Here is a 19,483-nt window from a genome sequence, read left to right on the forward strand (position 1 = left end):
TTCAAAAATGACACCAAGGAGACAAGCATGCCTAGCCAAGTCCACCATCAAACGGCCTCAAACACCGCACTACAACCGCTGCACGAGGCACTGCGCGCGCATGCCCACAATGTGCCGGATAAGGCGGCCTGCATCTGGTATGGGCAACACATCACATGGGCCGAGTTAGACCATGCCAGTGATGCACTGGCAGCACAACTGCAATCGCTTGGGGTTCAAAAGAGCCATCCTGTAGTGCTGTTTCTCAACAACTCTCCGCAATACCTGGTCGCCCACTTCGCCATCCAGAAAATTGGCGCGATCGTCTGCCCCAGTGGGCCGCTGAACAAAGCGCACGAACTGTCTTACCAAGTGGAAGACTTACAAGCGCGGGTCATCATTGCCGCAGACCATTTGCTACCCGTTGTCGATGCGGTACGGCCTCACTCCACGCTTGAGCATGTATTCGTAGTGCACTACGCCGACTGGCTCCCTCCTGCCCCCACATTGGATTTACCGCCTGAACTGGAAGCGGCCCGAAAAGCGCCACGGCAGGTTCGCAGCGACTGCCTCGATCTCTGGGCCATCATTCACACACCAGCCAAACCCGTTCCGGTCTCGCTGGAACTCGATGACGTGGTCTTAATGACCTACACCTCTGGCACAACCGGCATGCCCAAAGGGGCCATGCTCAGCTACCGCAATGCAGCATTCAAAACCAACGCATGTGCCAAAGCCAATGGCGTTGACGGCCAAGATGTGCTGCTGTCCATCGCCCCGCTCTACCATATTGCAGGCATGCTGATGGGGGTCAACATCCCCGTTATGACAGGGGCTACCAGTGTGCTGCTGCACCGTTTTGATCCCCGCGCAACGCTGCAAGCGATCGAGCGGTATCACGTCACGTGGTGGTACAGCATTGCCCCCATGAACGTCGCATGCATGCAGCAAAGCGACATTGCGCAATTCAACCTCAGCAGCCTCAAAGCCAATCCTGTCACCAGCTTTGGCATCACCTTCACCGAATCGCTCGCCAAGCAGTGGCAGACCTTTGCCACACACTGCATTGCACGCGAAGCCGCCTATGGTTTATCAGAAACGCACACCTGCGATACCTACATGCCAGCAGACAGCATCCGCTGGGGCACACAAGGTATTGCAGTGCCTGGCGTGACCATTCGAATAGTGGATTCGCAATCTGGCCAGCCCTTGCCCGCAGGCGAAGTGGGAGAAATCGCTTTACTCAGCGATGGGAATTTCTGTGGTTACTGGAACAAACCGGAAGCCACGGCTGCAACCTTGCGCGATGGTTGGGTCTATACAGGAGACATTGGCAGCCTCGATCAGGATGGCTACCTGCGTTTTATTGGGCGTTTCAAAGAGATGATCAAAGTCTCTGGCTACAGCGTCTTTCCAGAAGAAGTCGAAACCATTCTGATCAAGCACCCGGCCATTGCACAAGCAGCCGTCATTGCCCAGCCTGACCAGGAAAAGGGTGAAGTGGTCAAAGCTTTCGTTGTGCGCAAAGCCAATACACAACTAACAGAAGACGACATCATCCAATGGGCCCGCACCAACATGGCCAGCTACAAGGCACCACGCCATGTGCAATTTATTGATGCACTCCCGACCACCGGTGCAGGCAAGGTGCTACGCCGCCTGCTCAAGGACCTTTGAGGGCAAACGCCCAACGCATCACTTCATTTGAGAGCCATCATGCTGAAAAAAATACTGATAGCCAATCGCGGAGAAATTGCCGTGCGGTTGATTCGCGGCCTGCAAGACATGGGGGTGCATTGCGTCGCCGTGTATGCACAAGACGATGCGAACGCCTTGCACAGACAACTGGCCGACGAAGCACATCCACTGCAGCAGCAAGGCCCCGCAGCCTATCTGGATACGCAGGCCATTCTGTCCATCGCACAGGCTTCGCAATGTGACGGCCTTCACCCAGGCTATGGTTTTTTGAGCGAACGCGCCGATGTCGCCCTTGCTTGCCAGCAGGCAGGCATCACCTTTATCGGCCCCAGCGTTGAACAACTCCAGCTTTTTGGCGACAAAGCGCGTGCGCGTGGTCTGGCTGAAGAATGCCAAGTCCCGGTGATGCCTGGAACCGATGAAGCCGTGACGCTTGAGCAAGCCCGCGCATTCTTTCAACTACAAGCGCAAGACGGCAGCGGCATCATGATCAAGGCATTGGGCGGCGGTGGCGGTCGCGGCATGCGCGCAGTCGCCTCGCCAGAAGAGCTGGAGGCGGCGTACACCCGCTGCCAATCTGAAGCCAAGGCCGCCTTTGGCAGCGAGGGCGTCTACGTCGAACGCCTGATGCGCAACGCACGCCACATCGAGATCCAAATCATTGGGGATGGTCAGCACGTCGCCAGCTTGGGCGAGCGGGAATGCAGCCTGCAACGCCAATTCCAAAAATTAGTGGAAATAGCCCCCAGTCCATCCCTGCCCGAACCGCTGCGTCGCCAGATTACCGACGCAGCCCTGCGCATGGCACAACATGTGGCTTACAAGGGGCTTGGCACCTTCGAGTTTCTGGTTGATACGCAATCGACGCAGTGGCCTTATGTGTTCATCGAAGCCAACCCGCGGCTGCAGGTTGAACACACCGTCACCGAGGCGGTAACGGGCTTGGATTTGGTGGCCCTGCAGTTGGGCATTGCCAATGGCTTTAGCCTAGCGCAATTGGGCCTTGACCCCAACACCACGGCCAAACAAGAAGGCTTTGCCGTGCAGTGGCGCATCAATGCCGAATCCCTCAACGACCAAGGGCAAGCGCGCCCCAGTAGTGGTCATTTGAATGTTTTTGCCCCCCCCTCAGGCCCGCATATTCGCGTGGACACACACGGCTACACGGGTTTGGCGCCTTCTGCACACTACGACACCTTATTGGCAAAGCTCGTTGTGCACAGCCCGAGCAACGCCTTTGCAGACGTGGTTCGCCGTTCGCTGCGGGCATTGTCTGAGTTTCATATTCAAGGGCTGACCACCAATTTACCCTTGCTGCGCGCCATGGCCACGCGGCCCGAATTTTCCACGCAACAAGTGCATACGCGGTTTATTGAGGAACACTTACCAGCGCTACTTGCCGCCAGCCAGACACTGCCTGCGCCGCGTATGCCCCTTGGTACCACTGCCCCTGCGGCAAGCGCCAACACCGCAGCGATACTGGCAGAAGAGGAAGAAGATGGCCTTATCCGCATACGCACCCCCATGGCAGCGCGGTTGGCCCAACTGCAAGTGCGCATTGGAGACGTGGTCGTACAAGGTGCCCCTTTGTGCGTGGTCGAAGCCATGAAGATGGAGCATCTGCTGCCAGCCCCACACGCAGGCCGCGTGCAGCGCATTCTGGTGCAAGAGGGGCAATACCTGAGTGAAAGCCAAGTCGTGATTACGCTCGAGCAGATGGATGCAGCCACCACCACAGCATACGAACAAGCCACGCCAGAGCCTGACCACATCCGCCAAGATCTGCAGCGCGTCATCGATCGCCATGCTTACACCCACGATGCCAACCGTCATGCGGTTGTCGCAAAACGGCACCAACAAGGCGCACGAACAGCCCGTGAAAACATTGCCGATCTGTGCGACCTTGCGCAGTACTCGGACAGTTTCATCGAATACGGACAACTGGCCATTGCCGCACAAACACGCCGGCGCAGTCTGGATGATCTTATCGCCAACACCCCTGCTGATGGCATGATCACGGGCATTGGCAGCGTGAACGCACAGCACTTTGGCGCCGAGCAGACACGTTGCGCCATCATGGCCTACGACTACACGGTGCTGGCTGGCACACAAGGGCTGCGCAACCACCAGAAAACTGACCGTATGCTGGCGCTGGCGCACCAACTCAAGCTGCCCATGGTGCTGTTTGCCGAAGGCGGTGGAGGTCGCCCAGGCGATACCGACATGCCCATTGTCGCGGGGTTGAACAACCACACTTTCAGCCAGTTTGCAGCCCTCTCAGGAAAAGTGCCTGTTGTCGGCATTGCCCATGGACGCTGCTTTGCAGGCAATGCGGCTTTGCTGGGCTGCAGCGATGTCATCATTGCCACCCGCAACAGCAATATCGGCATGAGTGGCCCGGCTATGATCGAAGGTGGTGGCCTTGGCCGCTTTGCCCCTGAAGAAATTGGCCCCAGTGCCACACAATCGGCCAATGGCGTGATTGATATCCTGGTGGATGATGAAGCACAAGCTGTGCGTGCAGCCAAGCAATATCTCGCCTACTTTCAAGGTACGCTGGCACAACACACCAGCCCTGACCAACGCTTGCTGCGCCACACGATTCCTGAAAATCGCTTGCGTGCTTACGAAGTGCGTGACGTCATCGAAGGGTTGTTCGACCAAGGCTCTGTGCTGGAACTGCGCCGCCACTTTGGCACGGGCATGGTAACGGCATTGGCCCGCATAGCAGGTCAAGCCGTGGGGGTGCTGGCCAACAATCCCAAACACTTGGGGGGAGCCATTGACGTTGAGGCAGCCGACAAAGCCGCCCGCTTCATGCAGCTGTGCAATGCCCATGGCTTACCGCTCATCGCTCTGTGTGACACCCCTGGTTTCATGGTCGGGCCAGACATAGAAGCGCAAGCTCAGGTGCGCCATGTCAGTCGCATGTTCATGGTCGCGTCACACCTGCGCGTGCCTTACTTCACCGTTGTTCTGCGCAAAGGCTATGGACTGGGCGCACAAGCCATGGCTGCAGGCGGTTTCGATGCGCCAGTGTTTACGGTTTCTTGGCCGACTGGAGAGTTTGGCGCCATGGGCTTGGAAGGTGCGGTGAGGCTGGGCTTTAGAAAAGAACTTGAAGCGCAGCCAGAAGGCCCCCAACGCGATGCTTTATTCAAAGACCTGGTAGCAAGGCAATATGCCAACGGGGAAGCCATGAACATGGCGCAAACGCTAGAAATTGATGCCGTGATCGACCCTTCGCACACGCGCAACTGGCTTCTGCAAGGTTTGCAATCGGCCCGTGCAGTCCATACCGCACCTCAACCCTTTGTCGATACATGGTGACGCAGAGCAGTGGTCATGGTTTCCTGAGCCAGGCGCGCCACTGCATTGGTGTGCCAAGCCTGGCGCGTTCAGTCTTTCACTTTCAACAATCGGGCGGCATTGCCATACAGCAGCTTGTCAATCACCGCCTCATCAAAGCCTAATTGGGCGAAGTCTTCGATACTTTGAAGAATCGGGCGAAACGGATAGGAAGAGCCAAAAAGCAATTGGTCTGACAGAAAACTGTTGGCCGCTTGCACATAAGCCTCGTATCCGGGCTGAAAGACATACATATCAGGCACCAAGTGCACATTCTCATAACGGAATGCCAACCCCACTGCCTGCTGTACATTGGGCCAGTACCCGTGGTAGACCACCAACGGAACATCCGCAAAGGCCTGCGCCACTTTAGCCAAGCCTGCAGGGTCATTGAAGCGTGGATCCGGTGTTGTAGGCCCACTCATCACGAACACAGGCACTTTCAAATCACGCGCCAACGCATAAATGGGCCAATAAGCGGCGTCATCCGGCTGGCGTGCGGGAGCGCCAAAACCCGGTTCAATATTGATGCCTGCAAAACCCAGGGTTTTCACTGCATGCTCAGCATCCTCCAAGGCCTGCTGCTCCCCTTGGAAAACAGGATCAACACCAGCCACACCAATGAGTTCATCGTGCCCGGCCACAATCTCGTGGATGGTGGCAATCGGCAAATGCTGGCTCGGTGTATGCCGCCCCACCACCACCGCTTTGCTCAGCCCTGCATGGCGCACCTCATCAAGAAAGCCTTGCTGGGTGAGTGATTTTTCAAAATGAGCGTCACTGCCACGCGTGCCCACACGGCGGTTCAACCACCGTGCCGTCGTGTGTTCTGGCGAGCCTGGCGTAGCACCAAAAAAATCATGCAAAAACGCAGGGCGGCAGCGCAAATCAATCACACGTTGTCCCATACTGCCTCCTTCTGAACTGCTGCACTGGCGCTGTTTGCAAACTGCTGGCTTGCCACAGGCGCAGGGCTTACCGCATCTTGCTGTACACCACGCACATCGAATGCACCGCCGGTCTGGGCACGGTCACTGACGGTGACGGCCTGCTTGCCCAATAACGGAAACACCAGCTCCGCAAAGCGAATCGACTCTTCTAAGTGCGGATAGCCTGACAGCACAAAGGTGTCTGCGCCAATCTCCACATATTCGCGCAAGCGCTGCGCCACAGTTTCCGCATCGCCGACCAAAGCCGTACCAGCACCACCGCGCACCAAACCTACACCAGCCCACAGATTAGGGGCCACCTCAAGCTTGGTGCGATCGCCCCCATGCAAAGCCGCCATGCGTGCTTGCCCAACCGAATCCATCTTGGCGTAGTTCTGCATAGCGCGTGCAATATCCTCATCGGTGAGCTTGCTGATGAGGCGATTGGCATCAGCCCAAGCCTCTTCGTTCGTCTCGCGCACAATCACATGCAAGCGCACACCCAACTTGACCTGACGTCCAAGCGCGGCTGCACGGCTGCGAATATCTGCAAACTTTTCAGCCACTGCAGCGGGTGGTTCACCCCATGTCAAGTACGCATCGACATGCTTGGCCGCCAGTGCATGTGCCGCAGGCGATGACCCGCCAAAGTACAGCGGTGGGTAAGGCGCCTGCACAGGGGGAAAGAAGTTCTTACCTTGCTGCACCGTGAAGTGCTTGCCTTCAAAGTTCACCGTTTTTCCCTGCAAAACATCGCGCCAAATGCTGAGGTATTCATCGGCATAGTCGTAACGGGTGTCATGGTCCAGAAAAATACCTTCTGCAGCCAACTCAGTGGCATCACCACCAGGGACAACGTTGAGCAATAGCCGTCCATTAAGGGCTTGATCCAGCGATGCAGCCTGGCGCGCACTGGCCACAGGCGAACCCAGCGAAGTGCGCAATGCCACCAGCAATTTAATACGGCTAGTCACCGGCACTAGGCTGGAGGCCACGACCCAAGGGTCCAGACAAGCGCTGCCTGTGGGGATGAGCAATCCGTCGTAGCCCAAAGTTTCACTGGTGGTCGCAATGCTGCGCAAATAGGCGTTGCTCGGCGCCCTGCCAAAGTCAGATTTTCCGAGATAGCGCGTATCGCCCGATGTGGGCAAGAACCAGAAAATCTCTGGTTGCTGTGTTGGTGCAGTTGCCGTAGTTGGCGTTGTTGTCGTATCAGTCATATCACCCACTCCTTTTCACATTCCAATTGGCCTCGGTGCTCATCCCCTGTGCGTTGACCCTGCGCTCAAGCGCAGGCTCCATGCACATAGGCACTCACGTCAGGTCTTTCACCTCTTCAGGCGCATCCTGTGCAGGTAAATGCGGCACCACCTCCCCACTGTCTTCGTGCTCCCCATTCCGTGCTGCTAAGGACGTTTGTCCTAAGCGCTGCAACCGTGCACGCACAACACTGCGGCTGATGCCGAGCTGCTTAGCGGTCTGCACCTGATTGCAGCGGTTGCGCTGCCAGACTTTGAGCAGCAGGGCATTGAGTACATGCTGCTCAATACTGCTGTCGTATACATCGCACAAACTCTCCAACGCCTCATCCAATGCAAGGTCTGCCACGGCACGGGCATGCGAGTCCTCTTCCTGAGCTGGTTCTGTAAAAACAGTCACGCGCTCTGGCCCATCCAGCAAAAGCAAATCGTTGGCGCCAATATGCAGGCCACGGCTGAGCAACAACGTACGCTGGATCACGTTCTCCAACTCTCGGCTATTGCCCGGCCAATCATGCTCCAAGAGTTTTTGCTCGGCCTGCGCGTTAAGCACCACAGGGGCATAGTGCATACGCTGACACCACACGCGAATAAAGTGTTCAGCCAGAGCAATGATGTCTCCGGGCCGCTGACGCAAGGCAGGAACTGTCAAACGCACAACGCCCAACAAGTAATACAGGTCTTCACGAAATTTTCGCAACGCCACTGCTTGTTCAAGCGATTTGGCGGACGCAGCCACCACCCGCACATCCACAGCAATACGCTGTTGACTACCCATACGGGACAGCATTTTTTCTTGCAGCACCCGCACCAACTTGCTCTGCATGGCAAGCGGCAAATCATCCACTTCATCCAAAAACAAAGTCCCTAGATGCGCTTCCTCCAATCGCCCGGGCGCACTATCAAACGCCCCTGCAAAAGCTCCTTGTGCATGGCCAAAAAGTTCGGCATGGATCATGTTTTCTGTCAGTGCACCACAATTGACGGACACGAAAGGTCCATTGCGCCGTGGACTGTTGGCATGGATGTAGCGTGCCACCATATCCTTATCTGCCCCACCATCGCCAAGCAGCAATACTCCGGCCTCACTCGGGGCAACTTGATCGAGCGTTTCCCGTAGAGCTTGTGAAACAGGGTCTTGAAAAATCCAGGTGGCGTCTTCATCGCGCCAAACGGACTGTGCTGCCGCAGCCTTTTCTGGCGTATGCATTTGCGCGCCATCAAGCACCTTGGCCTGATGGGCAAAGGCAGAAGGCAAAGGCCAGGATGGAATAGATGACATAGGAGGCAGTGTGCGTGTAGCAGACCAAGCTGAACTCACGAGTAGAAACTCGGCGCGGGGAAATCCCCATTCAACGCCCAATCACCAAGCTCTTGCAGTTTGTAGTGCAGCGGGTCATGCAAGGTTTGGGTACGCAGATTGCGCCAAAAGCGGTCAAAACGAAGCGCTGCATGGGTGGCCCTGGCGCCTGTTGCCTCAAACAAACGGCTAGTCAAATCCAGCCCACTGCGGCTTGCAGCCACTTTGGCTGCCGTTACCGCCACAGCCACACGTCCACGCTGCTCTACTGTGATCGCATCTTCTGCCTGCCAAGCAGCCTCAAACAGCTCTGCAGCCTGCAAAGCCAGCAAGCGCGTAGCCTCTAAAGCCGACCAAAATTCACCAAACAGCGCCAATACATGCACATCCTTGCTGGCCGTTTCAGCATCAGACTTGAACCATGGTTGCGCTTGTTGCTGTGTATAAGTTTTGGCCTGCTCAAACGCGCCCTGCGCAATCCCCAAGAACAGATGCACAAAAATAAGCTGCGCCAACAGAGGCCGTAAAGTCGATCGCACCGTAGACAAAGGGCCAGGCTTGAGCAGCAACTCAGCCTGCTCTACCCGCACCCGTTCAAACAAGGCTGAGCCACTATCGGTCTGGCGCTGGCCCATGTTGTTCCAGTCGTGCAACAAACTGATGCCGCTGCGTTCGCTTGGCACAACGCCAATCAGAAGCTGGCCACTGAGCGCATCAATCGCAGAAGCCACCAGCATTTGCGAATCCAAGGCGCCCGAGGTGAAGCTCTTTTTGCCAGAAAACTCCCAATAGCCCTCTTGACGGGTCGCAATCGTGCGGCGATCCAACGGGTTAAGCGTATTGCCCCAGAACCAATTGAGTCGGGCAGTTTGTTCAAGCCACGGCTGCCACTGTGCTGGTTCGCCAAACAATTGCACGGTCGCCAAATGCAAGTGCTGAAAACCCAGCACATGGGCCAAAGAACTGTCTGCTGTGGCGATGGTGCGCACGGCATCCAGCGTCTGTACCCAATCAGCACCCAAACCACCCCATTGCTGTGGAATGGACAAACGCAACAATCCGCTCTCGCGCAATGCTTGACGCTCTGCCAACGGGGTTCCTCCCTGCAGGTCGCGCACGGCAGCCGTGGCAGCAAATTGCTGTGCCAAACCTTGCGCGACCTCCTGCCACGTCCCTTTCGGAATGGTGTAGCTGGTGGCAGTATGCTCTGCCAATACGGAGTCGTCGGTACGCACTGGCCCGATTTCTCTACGCTCAACGGCATGCAGACTGCCTGCGTGACTGGTGCGCACAGGCGATGGAGACAGCAAAGGCTCACTCATGCTGCCTTGGCCTCCAACTGCACGACCGGTGCAGCCGCCACAGGGACATTTTTTTTCAACAACGATTGCAGCACTGGTACGGCCAGCTGTACGGTCAGGTCAATCCGTTCGTTTAATGCCGCACTGACGATTTGGCCATTGTCAATATCTTCAGGCGTGCCATACACCCCAATAGGCAGCGTCAAGGCCTGGAAAAAGGCAAACAAGGGCCGCAATTGATGGTCAATCACCAAAGCGTGGCGGGTACTGCCACCCGTGGCGGCCAACAGCACGGGCTTGCCTTCCAAGGCATTGAGCTCCACCAAGTCAAATAAATGCTTGAACAATCCCGGTACGCTGCCACGGAAAACTGGCGAGCCAACCACCAGAAATTCTGCTGCCTCAATCGCTTCGAGAGCATGCAAGGCCTTCGTTGACAACTGGCTACGGTAGAGCGTGCCGCCGATGTCTTCGATCAAATCCACCAGGTCAATGACCTCCACCTCTAACGCAACGGCCTCAGAAAGGCGATCTTGCACGGCATCCAGCAAAGCACGTGTGCGAGAAGGTTTGCTCAAACTGCCATTGACCACTACGGTTTTAAGAGTGCGACTCATCGGAAATTCCTTTCTTCACAATGGCCGCATCCGATTGACTCTGGCTTGCGGCTATAGCGCCAAAGACAGCGGTTACAGCGGCATCCTGCACTGCAACGGTCTTGGCCGAGAACCGAATTAAACGGGCACCGGCGCGGCAAGCCAACCATATTTACGTCATGTGCTTATAAATAAACTTCATCATCACAACACATTGATTTGAATGAAAAAATTTTATTCATCTTGCATAAGCAAATACACAAAAGGCATATTCAATGCTCTCGCTGGCATGTTCGCGCCACCCACAATCCAAAGTTCTGCAGCGAAGCTATCGATAGGATGGCTCCTGCGGATACCACCACGGTGATTCGTGCTTTCAAGCGTGTCACAAGCGCTGCAATGGCGACAGCAGCGTTTGAGAAAACAAACGCATCCCTTGCGCAGCGGTTTCTCGACTCCATAAGCCATTGGCATTGAAAACCAAGCGCCAATGTCGGCTCCCTGTCTGCGCCACAGTCTGCTGGATTTGTTCCCAACACTGGTCTGGCGTGCCATGAATGAACTGCTCGCGCAGCATGCTGGTGCGATCAAGTGGCGGCACCTCATGCGGTGCAACACCGCGCTTGCCCGCAAAATACAGCCGCCGATGCCAGAGCAAGGGCCACAAGCTTTCCAACTGTTCCTGAACTTCTTGCGCAGTCTGGCCAATGCACACATAGCGCGACAGGCTCGAGTGTTGCCGCATCCATTGCAGTTGCTGCGGCGATTGCGCGGGGCTTAATGCCAAGCGCTCCAGCTGCGTCGCTTCTGGCGGCTCAAGGCTCAGCAGCAACGGCACGCGCACGCGCACGGCCTCGTCAATGCTTGACTGCGAACTGGCTGCCACAAAGAGATGTGGAGCTCGCGCATGTTCAGGCGCGCTCGAAGAGGCCTGCGCTTGCAACAGCGCCATCGTCTGCTCAAAACGTTCGCGGGTCTGATCAGCGCTGATGCCCATGGCAGTCAACGTTTGGGGATCGGTGCCACGGCCAATGCCGGCATCAAAACGGCCCTGGCCTTGAAACTGCAATTGTGCAATTTGCTCAGCCAGCAAAGCAGGCTCATGCAACGCACTGACCAAAACAGACGTGCCTACGCGCAAACGCTCGGTGCGCGCCAATAAAGCAGCCGCCAACAGCAAGGGGCAAGGATAAGGCCAAGGCTCGGCCTGCAATCGAAACTCATGAAACCAGACCCCATCAAAGCCCATCCGTTCGGCGGCTTCAAAAAAGGCCAAAAACTCACGGTGCCCGCCCAACGTGGCATCGCGTGACCACCCCGCCAAATCAATCCGCATAGGGAACATCCGACTCGAAAGACGGCACGGCCATGGCCGGTTGCTGCAAATGTGCTTTGAGCAACACCTGCGGAGGCACGTTAATGCGCTCAAAGCGCACACCAAAGTGCTGATCCAGCAGCGGCGACATAGCCAACGAACGGTCGCCATCAAGCACGATTCGGCCTTGATTCATCACGATGATGCGGTCAAAAAATTCAAATGCCAGATCCAGGTCGTGCATCACCACCACCACCAGATGCGAACGCCCACGCTGGGCCAGTGCCTGCACCAATTCCAACCGGTAACGTACATCAAGTGCAGCACCAGGTTCATCGGCCAGCAATACCGGGGGCTGCGTGGCCAGCACGGTGCACAACAAAACACGGGCTTGCTCGCCGCCAGACAACGACGACCAGCGGGCATGGGCAAACGCAGCCATGCCGTGCAGCTCCAAAACCGCCTGCGGCGCCAATTGCGTGTGCAAGCATGCCGCCTTCAAGCGCATGGCCAGCAGTTCTTCGACCGTGATGTCCCAATGCGGTGCAAATCGTTGCGGCATGAAGCCGATGGTTTTGGCACGCGTAGCAATAGGTTGGCTTTGCATGGTTGTCCCACCCAACAATACCTGCCCTGCCACAGGCTTATGCAGCCCCGCCATGAGAGACAATAAAGTGGATTTACCCGCGCCATTGGGCCCAATGATCGCCACCGAGCCACAGGCCGGCAATGCCAAGCTGGTGCCATGAACGATGGTGTGCCCACGCTTGCTCCACGCGACGTTTTGAAGCTCCAAAACAGGAGTGGGTGATGTGCTCATTGGCGCAACCTCCGCGCCAGTAAAACAATGAAAAAGGGCCCACCGGCAATGGCAGTAATCAAACCAAGCGGAATTTCCGCAGGCGGCAACACACTGCGCGCAATAGCATCGGCCACGGTCACCACCGTCGCGCCGACCAAAGCAGCCGCAGGCAATACCAGCCGGTGTGAGGCTCCCACAGCCCAACGCGCCATATGCGGCGCAGCCAACCCCACAAAAGCGACCAAGCCGCCATAGGCAACGGCAGCAGCCACAATCAATGACCCCACCATCACGGCCCAAGCGACAAAGCGATTGACGTTTAAACCAAAACTCTGCGCAGCTACGGGCCCCAGCCCCAACAGATCAAGCCCTGTGGCAATGCTACGCGCCATCAACAAACTGACGATCGCTATCAACACCAAAACCCCAATGCCCTGCCATTGCGGTGTTTGAATGCCACCCAGCACCCAACTCATCACCACTTGCAGGCTGACCGTTTCATCAGAAAGCGCCAGCATCAAAAATGAACGCAACGCGCCCAGCACCGCAGCAATGGCCACACCGGCAAGCAGCATTCCCGCCGCATCCATGGCCCCTGCCACGCGCGCAATGCCCAATACCAACAGCGTAGCGCCCCAAGCGCCCAAGAAAGCCAAACAAGGCAGCAACCATGCGGCAGGCAACCCCAACGGCACAAGTAATGCGATCGTGGCGCCCAACGCCGCACCGCCTGAAGCCCCTAGCAAATAGGGTTCTGCCAATGGGTTGCGGAAAACGCCTTGAAAAATAGCCCCCGACAACCCCAGCAATGCCCCCACCAATGCCGCAGCCACCACACGGGGCAAACGCCACTGCGTGAGCAAGCGGCTTTGCATGGAGCCGTCTCCCGTTACAGCTTGCCAGATCGCCTGAGGGCTCACCCATTGGTGGCCAGCACATGCAGCCAGTAACAATGCCGCGAGCAGCAGTGTGGTGGCGATCAGCACAAATACGCGAAATGGCATGGCAGGTCGATGGTCAGCGTGCATAAGAACGTATTTACGATCCGAGGTAAGAACTCAAGGGTGCAGCCAAGCGGCCAATTTTTCGATGCCATCAATCGTGCGTGGGCCTGGAATCAGAAACTCTGAGCGCGACACCACGATGGCTTTGCCTTGGCGCACCGCCTGCATATCACGCCAGCCCGGCTGTACCACCAGCGCATCCAAATCGGCTTGACTGCCTGCAAACAAAAGCACGTCCGGGTCGCTCGCCAAAATAGCTTCTGGGGAGACTTGCGCCAGCGCGCCCATGCCCTCAAGCGCAAAGCGCCCGCCAGCCAACACCATGGCCTCGCCGGTATAGGTATTGGGTCGGGCGGCCAACAACATGCCATTGCCCAGCTTGCCGGTAATCATCACCATGCGTGGATGTGCCCGTTTGGCCACTTTCTCTTGCACACGCAGCAAGCGCTGCTCCAACTGCTGTGCCAAAACTTCTCCGCGCTCAGGAACACCGCCAGCAGCAGCAATCAGGCGAATATTACTGAGAATTTCACCAACGGAACGCCCCAACAACACGATGATGGGAATGCCCAAGCGCTCCATCGGATCAACCAATTGGTGCGCGGCTTGCCGTGCAGGCGTCACGATGACCAGGTCGGGCCGTTGCGCTACGACTGCATCGACAGAAAAACCCAAACGCCCTCCCACCTTGGGTTTATCCACCACCTCAGGCGGGTAGCTCGTGTACGCCTCTACCCCCACGATGCGATCGGTCAATCCCAATGCCGTCACCAATTCAGTATTGGAAGAAAAGATGGTCACAATGCGCTGCGGCGCAGCGGGTAAATGCACCTGTCGACCCAACGCGTCACGCACGTCAATGGCCTGATCGGCTTGGCGAGCAGAACTGTTGGGTGCCTGATTGGCGGCCGCGGCAACGCCAATGGACATCATCGCCATCAGCAGCACAACCGCAACACGCCCAACCTGCATGCCTGTGCCAGCTTAAAAACTGGCCTTGATACCAGCGAACAATTCGCGCCCCGGCATCGAAGTTCCACAGCCACCATTTTGGAAACGGCTATCTGCAATACAGTTCGCGCCTTGGTCAATGGCAATGAAGATTGGGTGCTGGTTTTTGTCAAACAGGTTATTGACTCCTGCAAACAACTCCACGCCTTTATTCAAGCGGTAACTGCCACGCAAGTTCCAAACGGTAAACGCCCCTTTGCGGTGAATGAATGTGCTGCTGCTTTCGCCCTGCGGAATCAAGAGCGCCTCTTCGGTGTCATACCACATCGGTCCTCGCAACAAAGCCGCCAACTGCACATTCCACGCGCCAGTTTTGCCTTCCGTTCCTTGGCCATACCGCACACCACTGGAGACCTCATAACGGTACATGCGCTGCACTTTGTTGGTGTTCACGGCAGCCGAGGCACCTTTGTCTTTCATCTCAAAATGGTAGTACGCATTTCCAAAAAGACTGACGTTAGGCGCCGAAGCCTGCCACCCCAAAGCCTGCTTCAAACCCAGCTGGGCATTGAGCTCCAGCCCCCGCGCGACGATATCTGCACTGTTGTTGCCATAGTCAGAGGTGTTCGTGTTCGGCCCACGTGAAATGGTGATGATGCGATCCGAAATGGTGTTCTGAAACAACGCGCCATCCAAGCGCCAATCGGCACGCTGCCAGGTTGCTCCCACTTCAATCTGGCGACTGCGTTCAGGCTTGAGACTCGCATTTCCAAACGTTCTGCCTCCGCCAACGGCCGTGAAGTCAGCGGCCAACTCTGTTGCAGTTGGGGCGCGAAAACCGGTTGAAGCCGTGGCACGTACATTCACATCTTCCGTCGCTTTGAACACCGCACCAATCGACCATGTCTGAGCATCATAGGAGCGGCTCGAAGCTTGTTGCAACGCGAGGTTCGGAGTGGGGTCAAAGTGGGTCTTGCCCCAAGTTTTGCGTAAGCCCGCGCGCAACGTCAAACGGTCATCCAAGAGGTTGTGCGCATCTTCAAAATACAAGGCATGCACCCGTTCAGTTTGGTTGTTGTCGTAGGGTGCAACCTGCCCAGTCGGCCCGCCGGGCAATGCTTCGCGCTCACGTTCGGAACGCAGCTTACTGCGCTCCCAATCCAGACCGAGCAACAAATGGTTGTTGTCGCTGAGTTCAAAGCGTGGCTGCAAACGCACGCCCGTCGCATCGAGTTGGCGGTGGTTGTAATCGCGTTTGGTGCCTGGGACTGCGCTTGTACCAGAGCGCACAACAGGAGAAGCCCAATTGAATTCGTCAATATCGGTCACACGATAGGCGTGCACCATCCAACTGGCCTGGCCGCTTTGAGTTTGCCCTTCGTAAACCGCATCGAGAGACCGGTTTGAGCGATTGTCTTTGCTGATTTCATTCGCACCAGAACCTCGAAAGCCTGCATTGAAAATACCATCAGTGCGCACATTCAGATCAATGCGGTGCTCGTTATTGAGCTGCAAGCCCAACGCCCCGGCAACACCCCGGCGTTCCCAACTGGTGTTGCTCATGTGCGAGCCATAGCCAGACTCATAACTGTCACGCCCGCCAGCATTCACCCCTAAGTACCAATCCAACCGGTCATTGGTGCCACCAGTTTGCGCCTGCGCTTGGTACAAGCCCCAAGAGCCACCACGCAACTGCACATGGTTGCCTTGTGCGTTGTAGCCGCGCTTCATAATGATGTTGATCACCCCACCCATGTTCTGGCTGCCATACACCACCGAAGATGGGCCACGCACAATCTCAATGCGATCCACATCTGAAGGGCTGAGTTTGGAGATATTGGCCGTGCCCGCACGGCGGCCATTGACCAGCACCAGCACTTGGCTGCGAAAGTCCCGGCCTTGCCCATCAGTCGCAGCTCCACGCAAATTGATTGAAGTTTGCGCAGCCGTCCATTCACTGAAAAAACCCACTGCATTCTCTGCCAACAAGTCGGTGATGGACTGCGCGCTGGAGCGCTCAATACTGGCGCGATCAATCACCTGAGTGGTCGCGGCAATTCTGCTGCGCTCCTCTGGGCGAGATGTAGCTGTCACAAAAATTTCGTGCAGGTCTTGATCCGCGTCAATCTTGTTTGCTGCTGAACTGGTTTGAACACCCGTTTGTGCAGTTGCCGCAGTGGCGAGCATTGCCATTGCTCCCCATAACCATGCGCCGCCAACACGTGCGTGCGCAGCAAAAGTGCCCGCACCCGATGTCGACGGCATGGCCTGATGTGCACGGCACAGTTTGGCCGTGTCAGATTTGAAAAAACGATCCAACACAAATCACTCCTCAAGCCGCGCAGCCCCCGCACGGCAAACACAATGGGGCCGCAGTTTCCGTGTCATCGAAAGCCTGCGGCAATGAAGTGCGAATCACCGGCCGGTATCCGGGCTTGTTCAGGGGGCTTTTGGCATCGCCTTACGGCATATCAAAAGCCCAACAACCAACCTGCCTTCCCATGAACACAATTCACAGTGGCCAAGCGATAAGAAAAGAGTCGCTTGAGAAGGTTTGCAAGAACTTACCGTTGCGGGGGCAGCACAGGCCTGAAGCAGCAACGCCGCTCGCACCTGTTTCCCGTTTAACCTGATTCAAGCCTGCACAGGGCAGCGCTAATTCAGGCACCTTGATTCTGATGAAGTTTGCACGGCGAGCATGAACACGGCCCACAAGTTGAGCTTCTTCGCCACCAGTTGCAAAAAACCACGGCGATTATAGAGTTTTTACATTCACTCCCGGCTGCACGCGTGTCGCCTAGGGAAGGTCTGCAAAATCCTCGTTACAGGAATGAGTGAGGTATCCGGATGAGCCGCAAGGCGTCTTTTGAAGGCCATAGCCGCAGCTATGGACGAAAAAGACAACGCAGCGGATCGCTTTAGACCGCGCTCAGACCACAACAGGGGGTTTTACAGACCTTTCCTAGAGCAGCGCATACAGAACGAGAACGCAAAAAAATCGTACACGCGCATTGTGTAATGGCCTTGCCATTTGCCTAGTGTGTGGCAATAACAGCCCACACAAAAGTCTTCATTTAAATACGCACCTGCGTTCCAATTTCAACGATGGCATTGGCTGGCAATCTGAAAAAACTGGCCACATTGCTGGCATTGCGATTCATGTATGCAAATAGGTTGCTGCACAAACGCTGCCACGCCGATGAGTGCGCCGCAGCGACCACATTGTCCCGGCTCAAAAAGTACGTCGTCTCGAACAAAGACACGGTCAGACCATGCGAGTAAGCCAGCTCCAATGCCTGCGGTACGTCGGGGCGGTTCATAAACCCGAAATTCAAAACGATGCGCCAAAAACCATGCCCCAAAGGTTGCACTTCAATACGGCGCTGCATTGGCACCCAAGGCACATCATGGAACACAACATTCAGCACAACATTGCGCTCATGCAACACACTGTTGTGCTTCATGTTGTGCAGCAGCGCATGCGGGACAGTGGTGGCATCTGCAACTGGATACACCGCCGTGCGGGGGCAGCGGTAATAGTGTTGCGGGTCAATGCGCTCGACAAATTGTTCTAAATCCACACCTTCTTGATGGATGCGACTGACCAATTGATGACGCCCTTGCGCCCAAACCCGCATTAAGAAGAACAAACCACAGGCCAAGGCCAAAGGGAACCAGCCACCGTCAAAAAACTTGATCAGGCATCCCAACACCAATACGGCATCAACCAACACGAGCGGGGTACAAACCAACCACGCCATCCACACTGGCCATTGCCACTGTTCACGCATGACAAAATACAACAGCACGCTGGTGATCAGCATGGTCATGGTCACCGCAATGCCATAGGCACTGGCCAAAGCTGACGAAGAACCAAACCCCACCATAGCAGCCATTACCCCTGCCATCAGCATCCAGTTAATGGCCGCAATATAGATCTGGCCCGACTCTTTGGCTGATGTGTAGGTAATGCGCATACGTGGCAAATACCCCAGTTGCATGGCCTGCTTGGTAATGGAGTAGGCACCAGAAATCACAGCCTGCGACGCGATGATGGCAGCCATCGTAGCCAACAGCAATACAGGAATGACCATGTAACTTGGAAACAGCCGATAAAAAGGGTTCTCAATGGCACTGACATCGCGCAGCAACAGCGCGCCCTGCCCCAGGTAGTTCAAAGCCAGCGCAGGAAAAACCAAAGACATCCAAGCCCACTGAATGGGGCGTCGCCCGAAATGGCCTAAATCAGCATACAAGGCCTCGGCACCGGTCAAAGCCAACACAATGGCCCCAACCACGAAAAACAGAGCCCAGCCTCGATGCATTAAAAATGAAATGGCATGCGCAGGATTCAATGCCTCCAAAATACTGGGGGCACTGGCTATATTGACCACCCCCACAATGGCCAAAACGCCAAACCACAGCGCAATCAATGGGCCAAAATAGCGCCCAACGGTGCCAGTGCCCAAACGCTGCACGAAAAACAACACCGCAATCACCAGCACAGACACTGGCACAACGTATTGCCCCAGTGAAGGTGCAACAAGCCCCAGCCCTTCAACAGCACCGAGCACCGATATGGCTGGTGTGATCACGCCATCGCCATAAAAAAACGTAGCGCCCAATACCCCTGCCAACAATAAAATTTTGCCTGAACGCCCATTTTTTTTGGCCCCCATGGCAGCCAAAGCCGCCAATGCAAGGCTACCGCCTTCTCCATTGTTATCAGCGCGCAATACCAATACAACATATTTGAGCGTGACCACCAAAATCAGCGCCCAAATGATCACTGAAATCGCACCGATCAGATTGGCATGGTTTAGGGCCACACCATCGTGCGGATCAAAAATTTCTTTGACCGTATACAAAGGGCTGGTGCCAATGTCCCCGTACACCACGCCAATGGCGCCCAACATCAACGCGCGCATACTCTGGGACGCAGCTTCAACTGAAGACGCCTGGCCTGTAACAGAAGACTGCAATTCGTTCTTTTGCATAGCA

The 19,483-nt window shown here is 56.1% G+C and carries 13 protein-coding genes and 1 riboswitch; of the genes, 2 read left to right on the forward strand and 11 right to left on the reverse strand.

Annotation, left to right across the window (positions count from 1 at the left end):
• The first annotated feature begins 27 nt into the window (after positions 1-27).
• Positions 28-1,656, forward strand: coding sequence for an AMP-binding protein (locus E9531_RS07765; protein ID WP_136573181.1), 1,629 nt, complete (start codon positions 28-30; stop codon positions 1,654-1,656).
• Between the two features lie 39 nt (positions 1,657-1,695).
• A complete protein-coding gene (locus E9531_RS07770; RefSeq protein WP_136573182.1) occupies positions 1,696-5,007 on the forward strand; it encodes a carboxyl transferase domain-containing protein in 3,312 nt (1,103 codons plus the stop codon).
• 68 nt (positions 5,008-5,075) lie between these two features.
• Here the strand turns inward: E9531_RS07770 and E9531_RS07775 are convergent, their stop codons facing one another.
• From E9531_RS07775 to E9531_RS07825, 11 genes are all read right to left on the reverse strand, one after another.
• Positions 5,076-5,933 (reverse strand): amidohydrolase family protein, encoded by an 858-nt coding sequence (locus E9531_RS07775; protein WP_136573183.1) that lies wholly within the window; start codon positions 5,931-5,933, stop codon positions 5,076-5,078.
• On the reverse strand, positions 5,918-7,174 hold the full coding sequence (gene ssuD, locus E9531_RS07780; protein ID WP_136573184.1) for an FMNH2-dependent alkanesulfonate monooxygenase: 1,257 nt from the start codon (positions 7,172-7,174) through the stop codon (positions 5,918-5,920). Before ssuD ends, E9531_RS07775 begins: the two co-directional genes overlap by 16 nt.
• 94 nt (positions 7,175-7,268) lie before the next feature.
• Positions 7,269-8,495 carry a sigma 54-interacting transcriptional regulator gene (locus tag E9531_RS07785; RefSeq protein WP_244610031.1) on the reverse strand — a complete coding sequence of 409 codons (1,227 nt, stop codon included), beginning with the start codon at positions 8,493-8,495 and terminating at the stop codon, positions 7,269-7,271.
• A 35-nt stretch (positions 8,496-8,530) separates the two neighbouring features.
• Complete coding sequence (locus tag E9531_RS07790; protein ID WP_136573185.1) at positions 8,531-9,835, reverse strand: acyl-CoA dehydrogenase family protein; 1,305 nt, start codon at positions 9,833-9,835, stop codon at positions 8,531-8,533.
• Complete coding sequence (msuE, locus tag E9531_RS07795) at positions 9,832-10,431, reverse strand: FMN reductase (protein ID WP_136573186.1); 600 nt, start codon at positions 10,429-10,431, stop codon at positions 9,832-9,834. The genes E9531_RS07790 and msuE overlap by 4 nt, the downstream gene beginning before the upstream one ends.
• Positions 10,432-10,795: 364 nt before the next feature.
• Positions 10,796-11,746 (reverse strand): LLM class flavin-dependent oxidoreductase, encoded by a 951-nt coding sequence (locus E9531_RS07800; protein WP_136573187.1) that lies wholly within the window; start codon positions 11,744-11,746, stop codon positions 10,796-10,798.
• Positions 11,736-12,545 carry an ABC transporter ATP-binding protein gene (locus E9531_RS07805; protein ID WP_136573188.1) on the reverse strand — a complete coding sequence of 270 codons (810 nt, stop codon included), beginning with the start codon at positions 12,543-12,545 and terminating at the stop codon, positions 11,736-11,738. The genes E9531_RS07800 and E9531_RS07805 overlap by 11 nt, the downstream gene beginning before the upstream one ends.
• Complete coding sequence (locus E9531_RS07810; RefSeq protein ID WP_244610032.1) at positions 12,542-13,555, reverse strand: FecCD family ABC transporter permease; 1,014 nt, start codon at positions 13,553-13,555, stop codon at positions 12,542-12,544. The genes E9531_RS07805 and E9531_RS07810 overlap by 4 nt, the downstream gene beginning before the upstream one ends.
• Positions 13,556-13,585: 30 nt before the next feature.
• On the reverse strand, positions 13,586-14,503 hold the full coding sequence (locus E9531_RS07815; RefSeq protein WP_136573190.1) for an ABC transporter substrate-binding protein: 918 nt from the start codon (positions 14,501-14,503) through the stop codon (positions 13,586-13,588).
• A 12-nt stretch (positions 14,504-14,515) separates the two neighbouring features.
• Complete coding sequence (locus E9531_RS07820) at positions 14,516-16,804, reverse strand: TonB-dependent receptor (RefSeq protein ID WP_244610033.1); 2,289 nt, start codon at positions 16,802-16,804, stop codon at positions 14,516-14,518.
• A gap of 80 nt (positions 16,805-16,884) precedes the next feature.
• Positions 16,885-17,169, reverse strand: a riboswitch (cobalamin riboswitch).
• A gap of 387 nt (positions 17,170-17,556) precedes the next feature.
• Positions 17,557-19,479: a potassium transporter Kup gene (locus tag E9531_RS07825; protein WP_136573191.1), complete on the reverse strand. Its 1,923-nt coding sequence runs from the start codon at positions 19,477-19,479 to the stop codon at positions 17,557-17,559.
• Positions 19,480-19,483 lie beyond the last annotated feature (4 nt).

The sequence above is a fragment of the Lampropedia puyangensis genome (assembly GCF_004833285.1).
GTDB classification, from domain to species: Bacteria; Pseudomonadota; Gammaproteobacteria; order Burkholderiales; family Burkholderiaceae_C; genus Lampropedia; species Lampropedia puyangensis.